Annotated in this window: 17 protein-coding genes and 1 pseudogene; 6 read left to right on the plus strand and 12 right to left on the minus strand. The window is 71.0% G+C overall.

All coding sequences use genetic code 11. The features are described from left to right. Nucleotides 1–159 precede the first annotated feature (159 nt). Nucleotides 160–1353 carry a hypothetical protein gene (locus tag NZH93_RS46255; RefSeq protein ID WP_276025309.1) on the minus strand — a complete coding sequence of 398 codons (1194 nt, stop codon included), beginning with the start codon at nt 1351–1353 and terminating at the stop codon, nt 160–162. 414 nt (nt 1354–1767) lie between these two features. On the opposite strand from NZH93_RS46255, the gene NZH93_RS46260 reads away from it, so the two are divergent. Continuing rightward, nucleotides 1768–2853, plus strand: coding sequence for an adenosine deaminase (locus tag NZH93_RS46260; RefSeq protein ID WP_259629733.1), 1086 nt, complete (start codon nt 1768–1770; stop codon nt 2851–2853). Between the two features lie 57 nt (nt 2854–2910). Here NZH93_RS46260 and NZH93_RS46265 read toward each other — a convergent pair whose 3' ends face one another. Genes NZH93_RS46265 through NZH93_RS46275 form a run of 3 tightly spaced genes read right to left on the minus strand, consistent with a single transcriptional unit; the run spans nt 2911 to nt 5182 of the window. Beyond that, complete coding sequence (locus tag NZH93_RS46265; protein ID WP_259629734.1) at nt 2911–4122, minus strand: SatS C-terminal domain-containing protein; 1212 nt, start codon at nt 4120–4122, stop codon at nt 2911–2913. 56 nt (nt 4123–4178) lie between these two features. Continuing rightward, nucleotides 4179–4799 carry a YbaB/EbfC family nucleoid-associated protein gene (locus tag NZH93_RS46270; RefSeq protein WP_259629735.1) on the minus strand — a complete coding sequence of 207 codons (621 nt, stop codon included), beginning with the start codon at nt 4797–4799 and terminating at the stop codon, nt 4179–4181. Beyond that, a complete protein-coding gene (locus NZH93_RS46275; protein ID WP_259629736.1) occupies nt 4796–5182 on the minus strand; it encodes a hypothetical protein in 387 nt (128 codons plus the stop codon). Before NZH93_RS46275 ends, NZH93_RS46270 begins: the two co-directional genes overlap by 4 nt. A 55-nt stretch (nt 5183–5237) precedes the next feature. On the opposite strand from NZH93_RS46275, the gene NZH93_RS46280 reads away from it, so the two are divergent. Then, entirely contained in the window at nt 5238–5567 is a 330-nt protein-coding gene (locus NZH93_RS46280) for a YnfA family protein (protein ID WP_259629737.1), read from the plus strand. Here the strand turns inward: NZH93_RS46280 and NZH93_RS46285 are convergent, their stop codons facing one another. Continuing rightward, nucleotides 5568–6767: a C40 family peptidase gene (locus NZH93_RS46285; RefSeq protein ID WP_259629738.1), complete on the minus strand. Its 1200-nt coding sequence runs from the start codon at nt 6765–6767 to the stop codon at nt 5568–5570. Between the two features lie 16 nt (nt 6768–6783). Further along, nucleotides 6784–7110 (minus strand): hypothetical protein, encoded by a 327-nt coding sequence (locus NZH93_RS46290; protein WP_259629739.1) that lies wholly within the window; start codon nt 7108–7110, stop codon nt 6784–6786. A gap of 178 nt (nt 7111–7288) precedes the next feature. On the opposite strand from NZH93_RS46290, the gene NZH93_RS46295 reads away from it, so the two are divergent. From NZH93_RS46295 to NZH93_RS46310, 4 genes and pseudogenes are all read left to right on the plus strand, one after another. Beyond that, nucleotides 7289–7855 carry an SMI1/KNR4 family protein gene (locus NZH93_RS46295; protein ID WP_259629740.1) on the plus strand — a complete coding sequence of 189 codons (567 nt, stop codon included), beginning with the start codon at nt 7289–7291 and terminating at the stop codon, nt 7853–7855. A 62-nt stretch (nt 7856–7917) separates the two neighbouring features. After that, nucleotides 7918–8508, plus strand: coding sequence for a type II toxin-antitoxin system antitoxin SocA domain-containing protein (locus NZH93_RS46300; RefSeq protein ID WP_259629741.1), 591 nt, complete (start codon nt 7918–7920; stop codon nt 8506–8508). Further along, nucleotides 8505–9092 (plus strand): Fic/DOC family protein, encoded by a 588-nt coding sequence (locus NZH93_RS46305; protein ID WP_259629742.1) that lies wholly within the window; start codon nt 8505–8507, stop codon nt 9090–9092. The genes NZH93_RS46300 and NZH93_RS46305 overlap by 4 nt, the downstream gene beginning before the upstream one ends. A gap of 107 nt (nt 9093–9199) precedes the next feature. Then, nucleotides 9200–9676: pseudogene (locus NZH93_RS46310) on the plus strand (VanZ family protein); the annotation flags it as partial. Between the two features lie 30 nt (nt 9677–9706). Here NZH93_RS46310 and NZH93_RS46315 read toward each other — a convergent pair. The 6 genes from NZH93_RS46315 to NZH93_RS46340 form a co-directional block, all read right to left on the minus strand. Continuing rightward, nucleotides 9707–10573 (minus strand): aldehyde dehydrogenase family protein, encoded by an 867-nt coding sequence (locus tag NZH93_RS46315; RefSeq protein ID WP_259629743.1) that lies wholly within the window; start codon nt 10571–10573, stop codon nt 9707–9709. Next, the gene (locus NZH93_RS46320) at nt 10566–12002 is read right to left on the minus strand and encodes an aldehyde dehydrogenase family protein (RefSeq protein WP_259629744.1); all 1437 of its coding nucleotides are present in this window, start codon (nt 12000–12002) and stop codon (nt 10566–10568) included. Before NZH93_RS46320 ends, NZH93_RS46315 begins: the two co-directional genes overlap by 8 nt. A 5-nt stretch (nt 12003–12007) precedes the next feature. Beyond that, on the minus strand, nt 12008–12982 hold the full coding sequence (gene deoC, locus NZH93_RS46325) for a deoxyribose-phosphate aldolase (RefSeq protein WP_259629745.1): 975 nt from the start codon (nt 12980–12982) through the stop codon (nt 12008–12010). A 505-nt stretch (nt 12983–13487) separates the two neighbouring features. Further along, nucleotides 13488–14138 (minus strand): DUF1707 SHOCT-like domain-containing protein, encoded by a 651-nt coding sequence (locus tag NZH93_RS46330; RefSeq protein WP_259629746.1) that lies wholly within the window; start codon nt 14136–14138, stop codon nt 13488–13490. 39 nt (nt 14139–14177) lie between these two features. Further along, complete coding sequence (locus NZH93_RS46335) at nt 14178–15176, minus strand: Gfo/Idh/MocA family protein (RefSeq protein WP_259629747.1); 999 nt, start codon at nt 15174–15176, stop codon at nt 14178–14180. A gap of 18 nt (nt 15177–15194) precedes the next feature. Continuing rightward, nucleotides 15195–16505: a hypothetical protein gene (locus tag NZH93_RS46340; RefSeq protein WP_259629748.1), complete on the minus strand. Its 1311-nt coding sequence runs from the start codon at nt 16503–16505 to the stop codon at nt 15195–15197. Nucleotides 16506–16620 lie beyond the last annotated feature (115 nt).

Raw genomic sequence — 16620 nt, forward strand, 5'->3', positions numbered from 1 at the left:
GGCCACGGTTGTGTAGGCGGCGTGCGGTTTTGTTGGGGTTGGGTGGGTAGGGAAAGATAAAAGATTTAGTTAAAGGCTTTGGCATGTTGTGGTGGTGGTATGGCGAAGGGCCCGACTCCGTGGTGTGGAGTCGGGCCCTTCGTTTTTGGTTTGTGTTGTCTATGCGCCTTCTGCGGCCATTTCGTCGTCGTCCAGGTGTTCCTTGCCTGGGGGCTTCTGGCCGTTCTTGCGGGTGCGGCGCTGGGGCCTTGGGAGGGCCGTGGGGGGTGGGGGTGGGGTGGGGGAGCCGCCGCCCAGGATTAGTTCTGCGAAGGTGGCCATGGCCTCGTCCAGTTGGCCGCCGATGCGCAGTTCGGATTCCTGGTTGCTCTTGCGGACCAGGGACGTGAGGGATTCCACGTCCGGGCGGGCTGCTACTGAGCCCTCTACCTTGACCAGGCCCTGCTCCACTACGCCGGACAGTTCGCCCAGGCGGGCGGTGAAGTCGTCCTCCACCGCGTCGAGGCGGTTGGTCATGGTGTCCAGGCGGGAGGTGACCTGCTCCAGGCGCTGGGCCAGGGCCTCGAGGCGGTCGGTGGCGTCTACCTGGTCGCGGGTTTCCTCAAGCGCGGTGTGCAGTGCTTCGCGGGCCTCGTCCAGTTTGCCGTTGACGGTGCTGCGGGTGTCCGCGAGGGATGAGTGCAGGCTGTCTCGGGATTCGGTGAGGGACGCGTGCAAGCCGTCGCGGGTGTTGTTGAGGTTGTCGCGGTTCTCGTCCAAGCGGCCGTGGAGGGCGTTGGCGGAGTCCGTGAGGGACTTCTGCAGGCCCTCGCGGGTGCCGTCGAGGTGCTCGTGGACGCCCTCGTCGACCTCGTCCAGGCGGCCGCGCAGGGAGGCTTCGAGGGCCTCGATGCGTTCGCGCAGGGGGCCGGTGACGAGAGCGGGGAGCTGCTCGGTCTTGCCGTCCTGCTTGTCGAGGTGGCCGTCGAGGTCGTCGATGCGCTTGTGGATGTGCGCGAGCTTGTCCTCGAGGCCGTCCATGCGGCCCGCGACGCCCTCGAAGCGGCCCGCGACGCCGTCCAGGCGGCCGTCGAGCTGCGCGAACGGCTTGGCGAGCTTGTCGACCAGGCCGTCGACGGCCCGGCTGATGCCCTGGACGGCGGTGTCCTGCGCCTCCAGCTTGGACAGTGCCTCGTCCAGGCGCTCGGCCAGCACGCTGACCTCGGTCCGGTCGGGCAGCTCGGAGAGGCGCTTGCGAACGGAACCCAGCGATTCGAGCGGAGACATCCGCGCGTGGATCTCGTCCAGAGCATCGAAGATCTGCTGCTGCTCGCTCTCACGAATCTCCGCGGCGCGCGTGAGCATGTTGCGCATCCGGTCGAAGGACATCGTGGAGCTGGTGTTCTCGGTCACGGCTGAATGCCTTCGTCCAGGGGAGGGGGAGACTTCCGGGAGCCTATCCAGGTTGGGGCCCGAGTTTGTACCACCCCCCGGCCTGGATCGCCCGGTTTCAGCGAGTGACTACTCCATTCGAGTTAACGGCCATGGGGTTACTCGGCGGTAACTGAGCGGAGGTAGACCACTCCTGCGCGGGATTCGCGACCGTGTGAGTGACTAAAGCCCGATTCCCGATCGCGGTCCGTAGCGCATCACGAGTGCGCAACGTCTTGTGGCCACACGACCGGGTTGTTTCAGGCGATCAAGGTAACGCGAGATTTGATCATAGAGCCTCCAAGATCGTTTGCGGTGCTGATCGCACGGCGTGTCGCCAGGTATAACGTGTCCGACATGTCGACTCCCCTTGCCCTGGAGGCCATCCGCAGCGCGCCCAAGGTGCTGCTGCACGACCACCTGGACGGTGGCCTCCGTCCCCAGACGGTGATCGAGCTCGCCGAGGCGTCCGGCCACCCCGGACTGCCCACCACCGACGCCGCTCAGCTCGGCGACTGGTTCCGCGAGAACGCCGACTCCGGCTCCCTCGTCCGCTACCTCGAGGGCTTCGCGCACACCTGCGGCGTCATGCAGGACGAGGCCGCGCTGGTGCGGGTCGCCGCCGAAGCCGCCGAGGACCTGGCGGCGGACGGCGTGGTCTACGCCGAGGTCCGCTACGCCCCCGAGCTGTTCACCGAGCGCGGTATGGGCCTGGAACAGGTCGTGGAGGCCATCCAGGAGGGCTTCCGCCAGGGCGAGCGCAACGCCGCCGCGACCGGGAAGCGGATCCGCGTCGGCACGCTGCTGTGCGCGATGCGGCAGAACGACGGCTGGCTGCCCTACGCCGAGCTGGCCGTGAAGTACCGCGACGCGGGTGTCGTCGGCTTCGACATCGCCGGTCCCGAGGCGGGCTTCGAGCCCACCCGCGGCCTGGAGGCGTTCGAGTACCTCCGCAAGGAGAACGCCCACTTCACCATCCACGCGGGCGAGGCGGCGGGCGTGGAGTCCGTCTGGGAGGCCGTGCAGCTCTGCGGCGCCGAGCGGCTGGGCCACGGCGTGCGGATCGTCGAGGACATCAAGTTCGACGGCGAGCACGCCGAGCTGGGCCGGGTGGCGAGCTACGTGCGCGACCGGCGCATCGCGCTGGAGGTGGCGCCGACGTCGAACCTGCACACCGGCATCGCGAAGACGCACGCCGAGCACCCGTTCGACAAGCTGTACAAGGCGGGCCTGCGGGTCACCGTCAACACCGACAACCGGCTGATGAGCCAGTGCTCCGCGTCCGGCGAGAACGCCGCGCTGGTCGAGGCGTTCGGCTACGGCTGGGACGACCTGGAGACGTTCGCGATCAACGCGATGAAGTCCGCGTTCATCCCGTTCGCCGAGCGCAACGCGATCATCAACGACGTGATCGTCCCCGGTTACGCGGCCCTGAAGGCCTGATGGCCAACGAAGAGGGCCCCCGTCGACGTCGGCGGGGGCCCTCTTCGTTCGTCACGGCTAGTGGATGTTCAGCCGGTCCTCGAACGCGGCGGACAGCGCGCGCCACGACGTGACCTCGGCCTCGAACGGCGCGCTCGGTGCGAGCCGCGTGGGGTCGGGCTTGAGCACGTAGGACACCAGCCAGCCGAGGCTCTCGGACTTGTTCAGCGCGAGCTTCACGCTGTCGTCGTGCGCCCATTCGGCGGCGTCCTCGAACAGCTCCACCGCGAGGTCGAGCTGCGTCGGGTCTACCGAGTCCGGGCCGTCGGCGATGTCCTCGTCCAAGCCGGTCAGCACGTAGACGTTGTCCGGGTCGACGTCGACCTCCAGGTCGCCGCCGGTCGCCTTGACGACGATCTCCTGGTAGGTCGACACCTCGGCGAGGTCGTTGTCCTCGGCCTCGACCAGGAAGCGCGACAGCGCGCGCGGTGACGAGAACGCGTCGATGCGGCCCTTGCGGCCCAGGAACACCGGCTGGTCGTCCAGGTAGCAGCGCAGCGTGTAGTACTCGCCCTGACCGGTGATGACCTTGATCGGGTCGATGCCGACCTCGGCCCAGAACCCGGTCGGTTCGTCCTCGTCGTCCTCGTCCGCGTCGTCGTCCTCGGCGGCCGCGGCGGTCCGCGCCTCCTCGAGGATCGCGAGTTCCTTCTGCGCGCCGGCGAGCACGCCCTCGTCCACGTCCGGAGTCGTCACGACGCCGTCGATGGCGTCGAGCACGTCGTCCCACTTCTCGGCGATGACCTCGGACAGCTCGGTCCACAGCGCGGCGCCCTCGCGACCGCTGAACGGCAGCGTGCCCTGCGGCAGGAGCGAGAAGCCCTCCGCCGAGTCCAGCACCTCGTGCACCTTCTCCAGGTCGCACACGTCCGCGAGCGAGCGCACGATCGCGATGACGTCGGCCAGCTCGCCGATCACCCACGTGTCGGGGTCGTCCGCGACCAGCTCGGGCACGCCGACCAGGTCGAACTGGTGGTTGTCGTCCGGTTCGAGGTCGCCGACCGACAGCGCGGGCACCGAGTGCCACGCCGGGTGGTCGGTCAGGTCGTGCTCCTCGACCTTGCGGACGAACGCCGCGAGGTGGGCGGCGTCGGGGAACGCGTACAGGTCCTCCTCGTGCCCGAGGAAGGCCTCCCACTCCTCACCCTCTTCACGCCAGCGGGGAGCCCACAGCGTGACCAGGTCCCCCTGGGTCAGCCCCAGTTCGATAGGGACGATGTCCTGCGCCATCAGACCTCCAGGTCACACCATGCCGTGCGGATGCGCGGCAAAGCCTACGGGGTGGATCAAGGGCGGAAACCGCCGGTGCCGAACGGGTCCGCGAAGTACGCGTCGTCATCGTCGTCCACCGGGGGGCGGGGCTTGCGACCGGCCTGCGCGGGCGGCTGCGGTGCTGGTGCGAACGGCCGAGCGGGCGGGGGTTCGGCGGGCGGCTCGATCGTGCCGCCGTACGGCGGCTGCTCGTCGGTCCGGAACGCGGGCTGGACCTCGCCGTGGAACCCGTGGGGCTGCGGGGACATCGGTTGGGCGCCCTGCTGAGGTGGGGCGTCGGTGTACGGCGCCTGGCCCGCGGCGTCGGCGGCGGTGCGGAACGGTGGCGGCCCGGCGAAGCCCTCGATCGCGATGGCCACGCTGTCGCCCAACGATTTCGCCAGCTCGTTGTACCCGTGCTGCACGGCGGCGTCGGTCGCCAGCTTCGCGGTCTCGACCACGAGCTGCCCGACGGCCCGCGGGCCGTGCCCGAGCGCGTGGGGGTGCAGGCGCAGCCACGTCAGCTCACCGGACGCGGTCGCCGTGGCCACCGCCATGCCGCTCGGGTGCTCGGCCGTCCCCGTGGAGCCCGCCAGCACCTCGGTCAACCGCTCCGCCGCCTGCCTGCGCTGTTCGGCGCGGTCGACCTCGTTCACCGGGACCACCGTTCCGGGCCGGGTTCGTCGGCCCTCGGCTCGAAGCCGAGTTCGGCGAGGCCGTTCGCGGTGCCGGGGTCGACGACGCGGCCCAGCGAGCGGTGCAGGCGGGCGCCCGCGTCACGGGCGGCGCGCGCGGCGACGCGGACGATCTCGGCGGCCAGCGCGTCCGGGCCCATGCGCAGCGCGCCGGGCTCGACCTGGACCTCCGACGGCGGGGCGCCGGGCGGCGTGACCACGGTGATGGTGCCGTCCGCTGAGGTCGCGCGGCCCAGCACCGGGCCGCCGCGGGCCAGGAGGTCGGCGACCCTCCGCTCGGTCTCCACCACCCGCTGGTTCGCGCGGTCGATCTCCGCGCCGACCTGGTCGTCGAGATCACTCACGTGCCCACCCCCTTTCCGGTCAGTGTGCCGGAACGGCGGCCACTACGTTGGCCGCATGCTCGTGCTCCGGTCGGTTCTGCTGTTCGCGTTGGCCGCCGTCGCGGAGATCGGTGGCGCCTGGCTGGTGTGGCAGGGCGTCCGCGAGCACCGCGGCTGGCTGTGGATCGGCGGCGGGGTGATCGCGCTCGGCCTGTACGGCTTCGTCGCGACGCTCCAGCCGGACGCCCACTTCGGCCGGATCCTCGCCGCGTACGGCGGGGTGTTCGTGGCCGGGTCGCTGGTGTGGGGCGCGCTCGTCGACGGCTACCGGCCGGACCGGTGGGACGTCACGGGCGCGCTGGTCTGCCTGCTCGGCGTGGGGCTGATCATGTACGCCCCGCGCTGATCAGGCCGTCGGCCGGTAGAAGCCGTAGAACTCCATGCCGCTGTTGCTGGTCCGCAGGTTGCCGACCTGGACGGGGTCGCCCGCCTCCACGATCTGGCCGTTGCCGATCACCATCGCCACGTGCCCGCTCCACACCACGAGGTCGCCGGGCAGCAGTTGGTCGGCGGGCACCGAGGCGCCCATCGCCTGCGACGACGCGGGCCGCGGCAGGTCGAACCCGGCGCCCGCGTAGGCCCACTGGGTCAGTCCGCTGCAATCCGTGCCCTGCGGCGGGTTCGCCCCGCCCCACACGTACGGCGTGCCGAGCGCGGACAGCGCGTTGCGCACGGCCGCGGCGGCCTGCTCGTTCGGCGCCTCGGCGCTGCTGCCGTCCGGCAGGTTCACGCCAACGCCCGAACCGGGCTGCGGCGGGATCGCGACCGGCAGTCGCGGACCGGTGCCCCCGCCTCCTCCGCCACCCCCGCCTCCGGCGCTTCCTCCTCCACCGCCGCCACCGCCGCCGGTACCGCCACCACCCGACCCGCCGCCGCTGTTCGACCCGGTGGACGGTGGGGCGGCCGGGTCGCCGCCGGTGGTCGTGCTCGCGCTGGACGTGGTCGTCGTGGCCTCGCTCAGCTCGATGCCGATCGGCTCGGCCAACGCCTTCAGCGCGCCCGTGTCGGGCTTCTCCAGCCCGTTGAGCTGCGCCACGGCCGCGGTCAACTGGTCGCGCACCTTCTGGAGCTCACCCGCCGAGCGGGCCTCGTACTTGTGCGCCTCGTTCGTGATCGACGCGGCCACGGCGATGGCCGCGCCCGGACCGCCGAAGAGGCCCGCGCCGACCGCCGCCGCCAGCCGCGGCGTCGCATAGGAGATGAACTCGTCGATCACGCCCTGGATGGCCGTGCGGCCGGTCGTCACCGCGGTCACGGCGCTGGTGGCGGCGGTCTGCGCGGTGGTGGCGTTGCGCGCCACCGCCTGCACGCCCCCGGACAGCGTCGCGACCCGCGACTGGAAGGTGTTGGCCTTGTCGCCGTACCAGGTGCCCAGCACCGCGTTGGCGGCCCCGGTGTGCCGACCGTCGATGTCGGTCAGCGCGGTGCTCGCCCTGGTGAACGCGTCCGCGGCGCGCGTCGCGCCACCGGTGTCGCCCTCCAGCTTGGCGAGGTGGTCCCGCATCGGCTGGACCAGCGATGAGATGAACCCCGCAACGTCGACCACGAACCGTTCCCCTTGCTCAGACCTGGTAGCTGCGCTTGATGTCGTCCTTGGCCTGCGTCTGCTGCTCGGCGTAGGCGGTGCCCGCGTTCGCCACGGCCGTCGCGAAGCCCGACAGGCCCGTCGCCGCGGCCGCGACGGCCTCCAACTGGGCCTTGGCGGCCTGCTGGAAGGCCGCGGCCAGACCCACCTCGCCGCCGAGCTTCCCGAACGCGTCGGCGGGCAGCGAGTCGACGCCGGTGAGCGTCGACGTGCCCACCGCGCCCAGTTCGGTGCCCAGTCCCGCCGCGGTCGTGCCGAACGACGCCAGCGCGTCGGTGTCGACGCCGAATGACTTCTCCACCACGGTCCCACCCCCTCCAAGACGTTGGACGGGACCGCCCTCCCCGGCGTTCCCCCGACCCTGCTCCGGGAATCCTGCACCATCCGCCGCGGTGCCGTGTGGGCTTTCGACCAGCCCGTTCGCCCTGATCGTGCCCCGATGAGCGGTACCACGCCCGGCGGGTCGCCTTGATCATGGACACGTGGGTGTTCTGGTGCACTGGAAGCGGATAGTGGACTGGCTCGGAGAGCACGCCCCGGTGACCGGTTCCGAGTTGCGCGATGGTGAGGACCCGGCAGCGGTGCAGGCGCTTTCGCTGGAAACAGGACTCGTCCCCCCGGACGAGCTCCGGACGTGGTGGTCGGTGTGCGGCGGCACGGAGAACCTGGCGTTCGCCGAGGTGCTCCCGCCGTTCTACACGCCGATCGGACCTACTGACGCGCTGCGCTCCTGGCGGCTGAAACGCGGTTTCTGGCCGTCCGAGTTCGACACCGAGGCGGGCACGCCCACCACCGGGTTTCACCCGTTGTGGTTACCGATCGCGTTCGACGGCTGCGGTGACGCGCTGGCCGTCGACATGCGTCCCGGTGTGCTGTCGGGCTGCGTCGTGGAGTGGGACCGGGAGTGCCACGAGATGGTGAAACCGGAGTGGACGTCCGTCACGGAGATGCTCGACCAGGTCGCGACGGCGCTGGAGCAGCGCAGCAGGCTCGGCCACTGCGAACCACTGGTCACGCACGACGGGCGGCTGGACTGGCGCACCGGCTGACCCGCTGGTCCGGTATGATCGGGGGAGCTGAAACCGCAGCTCACGTGGCTTGAGGGGGTGGCATGGCCGACGTCCACGACGTGGCGGCGGCGCTGCTGGCCGCCACCGGGCCCGAGTCGCCGATGAAGCTCCAGAAGCTCCTCTACTACAGCCAGGCGTGGCACCTCGCGCGCCGCGGCACGGCGCTGTTCGACGCGCCGATCGAGGCGTGGCAGCGCGGTCCCGTGGTGCCGGAGGTCTACCGGCGGCACGTCGGCCTGACCGAGGTGCACTCGTGGGACGAGGGCGACCCGTCCGGGCTGTCGGCGGCCGAGCGCGCGGTCGTGGCGTCGGTCGTCGAGCGGTACGGCGGGTTCAGCAGGCACGAGCTGAGCGAGATGGCGCACGAGGAGGAACCGTGGCGCTCCGCGCGCGGCGGCCTCCCGGACTCCGAGCCCAGCAGCGCGCCGATCCCGCACGAGGCGATGCGGCGGTACTTCCGCAGGCTCACCAGCGACCCCGAGACGGCCGTGGCGGAAGCGCGGGCGTCGGTGGGGCTCGAAGGGCTCGCCGTGTCCACCGAGGCGCTGGAGGCCGCGCGAGCGGTCGTGCGCGGCGAGGTCGACGCGGACGAGGCCGTGGCGCGGCGGATCGAGGCACTGCTCCGATCGTGACCGCCGAGGATCCCTACCTCGATCCCGGCTCGAAGGTGCTGATCAACAAGCTCGGCGTGGTCGACGCGGTGCTGTTGCGGCAGGTCGAGGCCGAAGCGACGTTCCTGCGCGACGCGCAGCTCAAGGCCGTGACGCTGCCCGGCCGGTTCGACCTCGCGCACCTGCGGGCGTTCCACCGGCACCTGTTCGGCGACGTGTACCCGTGGGCCGGGGAGGTCCGCCGGGTCGACCTGACCCGCACGGCGACGTTCGCGCACTGGGCGCACATCGAGTCCTACGCCGCCGACGTGTTCGGGCGGCTGCGCGCGGAGCACCACCTGGCCACCGAGGACGACGAGGGGTTCCTCGACCGGTTCACCTACTTCTACGCCGAGGTGAACGCGCTGCACCCGTTCCGCGAGGGCAACGGGCGGGCGCAGCGGGCGTTCTTCCGCCAGCTCGCGCTGCACGCCGGGCGGCGGATCGACTTCGGGCTGCTCGACCCGGCCTCGTACAACGAGGCCTGCCGGATCAGCATGGCCGGTTCGACGGACCCCCTGCGCGGGCTCTTCCGCGAGGCACTGGTCCCTGGTGCGTACGGCTGATCAGTCCACGGGACTACCCGGACGGTCGGCCGAACGGCCGACGGGATGCCCCCGCGGGGGCTCTCCGACCGATGCCCGCTCACGGGGCCCGCTCCTAGCGTCGAAGCATGACGAACGCACAGCTCGTGGCCATCGGATGGGGACTCGTCGGCTTCGCCGTCCTGTGGCCCGTCCTGCTCCTCGCCAAGCCGAAGCGCCTGGTCACCGCGAGCGCCGCGCTGCTGTACTCGTGCGCCCTGGTCGGTCTGGTGCTGCTGCCGCTCGGCGGGCCGACGCCGGAGCAGGTGTTCCAGCCGGTGCCGTTCCAGTGGGTGGCGGACATCGGGACGGAGTTGGCGAAGCACGGGCAACCCGCGTCGCGGGCGCTGGCCACGCTGACGTTCCAGCAGATGGCGTTGAACGTGCTGCTGTTCGCGCCGCTGGGGTTCTTCGGGAAGCGGCTGTGGCACCTCCGTCCGATGAGGACGGTCGCGCTCGGTTTCGCCGTGTCGCTGGGGATCGAGACCGCTCAGTTGACCGCGGGGCACCGGATCTTCGACGTGGACGACCTGATGACCAACACCGCGGGCGCCGCGGCCGGGTGGCTCGCGGCGGCCGCGGTGCTGGTCGTCACGTCACACGCCCGTCGGGTGCCAGACCGTCTTGGTCTCCAGGTACGCCCGCAGGCGGCTGGTGTCCGGCTCCGCGGTGAAGTCCTCGCCCGCTCGGGTGCGCAGGACCCGCTTGACGGTGCCCGCCGCGGACCGCTCCAGGTCGGCGCGGAGCGCGTCGGGGGCACCGGTCAGGTCCAGCGCGTTGACGTCCGCGTGTGACGCCAGCCAGGGCGCGATCTCCGCGGTCCGGCCGGTCAGCAGGTTCACCACACCACCGGGGAGGTCGGACGTGGCCAGCACCTCCGACAGCGTGATCGCGGGCAGCGGCCGGTCCTCGCTGGTGACCACGACGGCCGTGTTGCCGGACGCGATCACCGGGGCCACCACGCTGACCAGGCCCAGCAGCGACGACCGCTGCGGCGCGAGCACCGCGACGACACCGGTCGGCTCGGGCGTGGAGAACGAGAAGTACGGGCCTGCGACCGGGTTCGAGCTGCCGAGGACGGCGGCGATCTTGTCCGTCCAGCCCGCGTACCAGACCCAGCGGTCGATCGCCGCGTCCACCAGCGCCTGCGCCTTCTTCACACCGATGCCCTCGGCGGCGGACACCTCGGCGGCGAACTGCTCGCGACGGCCTTCGAGCACCTCGGCCACCCGGTACAGCACCTGGCCGCGGTTGTACGCCGTGGCGCCCGACCAGCCCGCGAAAGCCTTGCGGGCGGCCGAAACCGCGTCCCGCGCGTCCTTGCGGGACCCCTGGGCGGCGTTCGCCAGGAACGCGCCCTTGCTGTCGGTCACGGGATAGCTGCGAGCGGACTCCGACCGCGGGAACTTCCCCCCGATGTAGAGCTTGTACGTCTTCGCGACGGCGATCCTGTTCTCAGACATCGAGGTACGCCTCCAGCCCGGCCCGGCCGCCCTCGCGACCGAAGCCCGACTCCTGGTAGCCGCCGAACGGGGCGGTGGGGTCGAAGCGGTTGAACGTGTTGGCCCACACCACACCGGCGCGCATCTTCTGCGCCGCCCACAGGATGCGCGAGCCCTTGTCGGTCCAGATGCCCGCGGACAGCCCGTACGGCGTGTTGTTCGCCTTCGCCACGGCCTCGTCCGGCGTGCGGAACGTGAGCACCGACAGCACCGGCCCGAAGATCTCCTCGCGGGCGATCCGCATCGCCTGCGACACCCCGGAGAACACCGTGGGAGCGAAGTAGAAACCCTTGTCCGGCAACGGGCACGCGCTCGTCCAGCGCTCGGCGCCCTCGGCCTCGCCCGCCGCGGCCAGCTCCTGGATCTTGGTGAGCTGCTCGCGCGAGTTGATCGCGCCGACGTCGGTGTTCTTGTCCAGCGGGTCGCCGACGCGCAGCGTCGACACCCGGATCCGCAGCTTCTCCAGGAACTCCTCGGCGATCGACTCCTGGAGCAGCAGGCGCGAACCCGCGCAGCAGACGTGGCCCTGGTTGAAGAAGATGCCGTTGACGATGCCCTCGACGGCCTGGTCGACCGGCGCGTCGTCGAACACGATGTTCGCCGCCTTGCCGCCCAGTTCCAGCGTCAGCTTCTTGCCGGTCCCCGCCAGTTGGCTCTGGATCAGCTTGCCGACCTCGGTCGACCCGGTGAACGCCACCTTGTCGACGTCCGCGTGCCCGACCAGCGCGGCACCGGTGTCACCCGCGCCCGGCAGGATGTTGACCACACCCGGCGGCAGGTCGGCCTGCTGGATGATCTCGGCCAGCACCAGCGCCGTCAGCGGCGTCGTCTCGGCGGGCTTGAGCACCACCGTGTTGCCGGTCGCCAGCGCGGGCGCGATCTTCCACGCCGCCATCAGCAGCGGGAAGTTCCACGGGATCACCTGACCCGCCACGCCCAGCGGCCGCGGGTCCGGCCCGTACCCCGCGTAGGACAGCTTGTCCGCCCAGCCCGCGTGGTAGAAGAAGTGCGCGGCGGCCGTGGGGACGTCGACGTCCCGCGACTCCTTGATCGGCTTGCCGTTGTCCAGGCTCTCCAGCACCGCCAGCTCGCGCGAGCGTTCCTGGATCAACCTCGCGATCCGGTAGATGTACTTCGCCCGCTCGGTGCCGGGCATCTTGCCCCACACCCGGTCGTACGCGCGGCGGGCGACCTTGACCGCCGTGTCCACATCGGACGGTGACGCCGTGCTGACCTCCGCGAGCACCTCCTCGGTGCCGGGGTTGATCGTCTTCAGCGGCTCGCCGGAGCCCTCGACGAACTCGCCGTCCACGAACATCTTGTACGCGGGCTTCAGGTTCGCGATGTCCCGCGACTCGGGAGCCGGGGCGTATTCCCAGAGCTGACTCATCGTCCTCAGTCCACCGTCACGTAGTCGGGGCCGCTGTAGTGGCCGTCCAACTGGGTCCGCCGCTGCATCAGCAGGTCGTTGAGCAGGGTCGAGGCGCCGAACCGGAACAGGTCGGCGGTCAGCCACTCGGGCCCCGCGACCTCGTGCACGGCCACCAGGTACTTGATCGCGTCCTTGGTGCTCCGGATCCCGCCCGCGGGCTTCACCCCGCGCAGCTCACCGGTCTGCCGGTGCCAGTCCCGCACGGCCTGGAGCATCACGTGCGTCACCGGCAGCGTCGCCGCGGGCGCCACCTTGCCGGTCGACGTCTTGATGAAGTCCCCGCCCGCCAGCAGCGCCAGCCACGACGCGCGCCGCACGTTGTCGTAGGTCGCCAGCTCGCCGGTCTCCAGGATCACCTTGAGGTGCGCGGCCCCGCACGCCTCCTTGACCTGCCGGATCTCGTCGAACACCGCGCCGTAGTTCCCGGACAGGAACGCGCCGCGGTCGATCACCATGTCGATCTCGTCAGCGCCCTGCTCCACCGCGTACCGCGTGTCGGCGAGCTTCACGGCCATGATCGACCGCCCGGACGGGAACGCCGTCGCCACACTCGCGACGTGCACCCCCGTACCCTCCAACTCGGCCTTCGCCGTGGCCACCATGTCCGGGTACACGCAGACCGCGGCCACCTTCGGCACCTCACCCCGATCCGGATCGGGCCGCCGCGCCTTGGCCGCGAGCGACCGCACCTTCCCGGCGGTGTCCGCCCCTTCGAGCGTGGTCAGGTCCACCATGGAGATCGCGGTGTCGATGGCCCACATCTTCGAGGCCTTCTTGATGCTGCGCGTTGCCAGACCAGCCGCGCGTTGTTCCACGCCAACTTGGTCGACGCCGGGCAGACCGTGCAGGAACCGACGCAGCGAAGCGTCGTCCCGAACGGCATCGGCAAGGGCCGGTGGCAGCGGTGCCAACGGCGATGGTGACGGAGCGGCAGCCATGGGACCCACTCTAAGCGGACTGGCACGCCCGTCCCAAGCGAACGGGTTTCCGCAGGTCAGGAGAGATCCACACCACACCTTCGGGGGCCCGAAGCGCCGGTCGCGGCGCCACCGCCACCCACTGCCCCCAACGGCTCACCCGCAAGCCCACAACCCACCCGCACGCCGACGCAACTACTTCGAACGCCCGCAACCCACCCGCACGCCTACGCAGCTACTTCAAACGTCCGCAACCCCACCCCGGCGACCCGACTGACCCGGCCCGACGCAACCCGACCACCAGGTCACCCGAGCACACCTCCCGCACCCCGATCCGAAGCGCCCTCCTCTTTGATCTTGGTTTGTCAAGGCATCTTTCCCGCCTTGACAAACCAAGATCAAAGATCGAGACAATCGCGCGAGCGGGGTGAGGGAGACCCACCCCCGACAAAGGCGCGAGCAAACCCCCACCTCAAACGATCAGGACTCCAGCCAACCAACGATCAGCAGTCCAACCAACCAACGATCAGGACTCCAGCTCCGGCCGATCCCGATCCTTGTTCTTGATCTTCTTCCTCTTGGGCCGCTTCACGTCCACGCCCCCCATCAGCGCCAACCCGGTAATCCGCACCACCGGCCCTCCGGGGATCGACGGGGTAGACGTGGTCCGGTTCTCGAACGCCCCCATGAACCCCACACCGCTGACGATCACCGTCACCTCCTCGGGCACGACGATGTCCACACCGCCCCAGAACGCGAACACGTTGATCGTCACCTCGGCCTCGGCGAACCGGGCCTGGGTGAGGTCCAGCGTGACGCCGCCCATGATGGCCACGGCGTTGTGGTAGCGCGGGACGACCCAGTCGCCCTTGCGGTCGCAGCCGGACCAGAACGCGAACGAGATCGACGACCCCGGCGTGCCCCCGATCCGGTCCACCGCGGCGTGCTGCGGCACCGCGGGCAGCAAGGCGGGTGAGGGCACCCCGAGGTCGGAGGTGATCGGCACCAGTTCGCCGTAGGTCTTGGCCGAGTACGTGGCACCCAGCCGTTCGTCCAGTTCGTGCAGGTCCAGCCTGCCCTCGGCGGCCGCCTTGTGCAGCACCTGCGCCACGCGCTCGCGGTCGGCATCGGACGCGCGCATCCGAGTGGGGTCGTTGGGAACCAGCTCGTCGCTCACGCGGGCAAGTCTAGGAGTCGGGAGCCGCCGTGTCCGCAGTTACGCGGGGGTCGGCCGCCGGACCGGCAAACCGGCCGCCCGGTACACCGCGTCGATCAGCGCCATGTTGGCCACGGCGTCGGCGGGTGTGGTGGGGAACGGCGTGCCGTGCAGCACCGCGGAGGTGAAGGCGTCCAACTGGTAGGCGTACGTCGGGCGTCGGGTGAACCGCTCGACCCGGCTGTTCCCGTTGGCGCGCACCGAAAGCCGGTGCGGGGCCTGCGGGGCGAGCGGGTTGAACACGCGCATCGTGCCCTCGGTCCCGACGGCCTTCGCGGACAGCCTCAGCAGCGACCCGGCGGACCACATGGACGCGTGCACCGTCCCCGTGCACCCCGAAGGGAAGACGACTTCGGCCTTCATCGCGCGGTCGACGTCCGGCGTTCGGAGCAGCGCGCGCGCCGACCGCACCTCCGGCTCCCCGCCGCCCAGCAGCCGCACGATGCTCGCGGAGTACGAGCCCGCGTCCATCATCGCGCCGCCGGCCAGTCCGAAGTCGTACCGGATGTCGGAGAACACCGGCAGCGGGAAGCACACGTGCGCCTCGACGTGCCGCAGTTCGCCCAGCTCGCCGCTCGCCACGACGGCAGCCATCCGCTGCGCCAGCGGGTGGTAGCGGTAGTGGAAGGCCTCCATGACGACCAGCCCACTCGCCGAGGCCGCCTCCGCCACCTCGGCCGCCTCGGCGGCGTTCGCCGTGAACGGCTTCTCGCACAGCACGTGCTTCCCGGCCGCCAACGCCTCCAGCGTCCAGCGCCCGTGCAGCCCGTTGGGCAGCGGGTTGTAGACGGCGTCGACGGCGGGGTCGTCGAGCAGCGCCCGGTAGTCGTCGTGGATCCGCCCGATCCCGTGCCGGTCGGCGAACGCCCGCGCCTTGTCCCGCGACCGCGCGGCCACCGCCACCACGACCGCGGCCGACGACGTGCGCGCGGGCTTGATCACCGCCGTGGGAGCGATGCGGGCCGCGCCGAGCACACCGATCCGAACGTGGTCAGCCATGGCGGTGATCGTAGGGCGTCAGCCGACCACCACGACCGCGCTGACCGCGCCCCGGAACCTCCCGGTCTCCTGGAACCGCGCCCGCCACGACCCCGGCTCGCCGACCGGTGCCCTGCCGTAGAACTCGATCCCACCGTTGTGGTGCGTGGACACCCCTGCCGTGGCGACCCGCTGCCAGCGCTGCCCGTCCACCGAGTGCTCGACGTCCACGGAGAAGGGGGACGGCGAGTCGTAGGCGAAGTCGACCCTGCCGGTGAACGCCACGGTCGACGTGTCGACACGGGTGGCCGTGAACAGCGGGACGCTCACGGGTTCGAAGACCCGCACGTCGACCTTCGCGTTCCGCTGCGCCACGAAGGGGTCGTGGCTCACGGCGGTCGCGGTGTACGCGCCTGTCCGCTCCGGCGCGTCCGCGACCTCGAAACGGCCGTCGGCGTCGGTGGTCAGCGAGCCGATCGGGCGCCAGCCACCCGTCGGGGTCTCGAAGGTCACCGCCACCGCCGAGTTCGTACGGGGGCGCCACCCCTCGGGTGACTCCCACCGGACCTGGCCGCTGACCAACACGGACCCGCCCCTGTCGATCTCCGCGCGGTCGATCCGCGCCTCGACCTGGACCTCCGACTGCCGGACGGCGATCTGCACCGGGTTCGACTCGCCGTAGCCGACGTGCGGGTGGTTGTCGTCGAACTGGAAGAACGCCTGCACCCGCCCGGCGTACTTGATGTCGAGGTCCGCGGTGAAGGTGCCGTCGGCGGCCGTGACCGCGTCGACCCAGTCGAAGTCGGGGTAGGGCAGGTCCAGCCAGATCGCCGCGCCGCCGAGCGGGGTGACCTCGCGGGTGCCGGGGTGGCGGCTGCGCAGCCGCCCGGTCGCCGTGACGTGCCGGTTCGCGTGGTCGACGGTCGTCCGGTCCACGACCAGCGGGTCGAACAGGGCGGTCGCGAAGTACGCGAGACCACCAGCCCGTTCCGCGAGCACGTGGTCGCCGTCGGCGTCGGTCAGTTCGACGTCGACGCGGTAGCCGCCGAGCCGGTCGAGCAGCACCGGGGTGGCGGTCTCCCACGTCCCGTCGTCGGGAGTGCCCGCGGTCAGGGTGAAGTCGCTGACGACGGCGAACTCCTCGCCGGTGGCTTCGGAGAGCAGGTGCGTCCTGATCTCCGTGATCGCGCTGTCCGACCTGGCCCCCAGCGTGATGCGGCCGAGGTCGGTGTCGACGCTGTGCGCCCAGCGGACGGTCGGCCCGGCCGCCGCGTGCGCGACCGGAGCCGCGGCGACGAGCGTGAACAAGACCGTGGACAGCCCGAACAAGGCCGTGCTTTTGACGCGCATGACGTGCTTCCCCCTGAGCTCGGAACCCCCGTGTGGTGCTTCCTGCCCATCGTGCCCGACGGGGACGCCGTTCTCCGCGCGGTTCGCCGTCGTGCGGGGTGCGTGCAGCCGGTTA

The organism is Umezawaea endophytica (genome assembly GCF_025061645.1).
Classification (GTDB): Bacteria; Actinomycetota; Actinomycetes; order Mycobacteriales; family Pseudonocardiaceae; genus Umezawaea; species Umezawaea endophytica.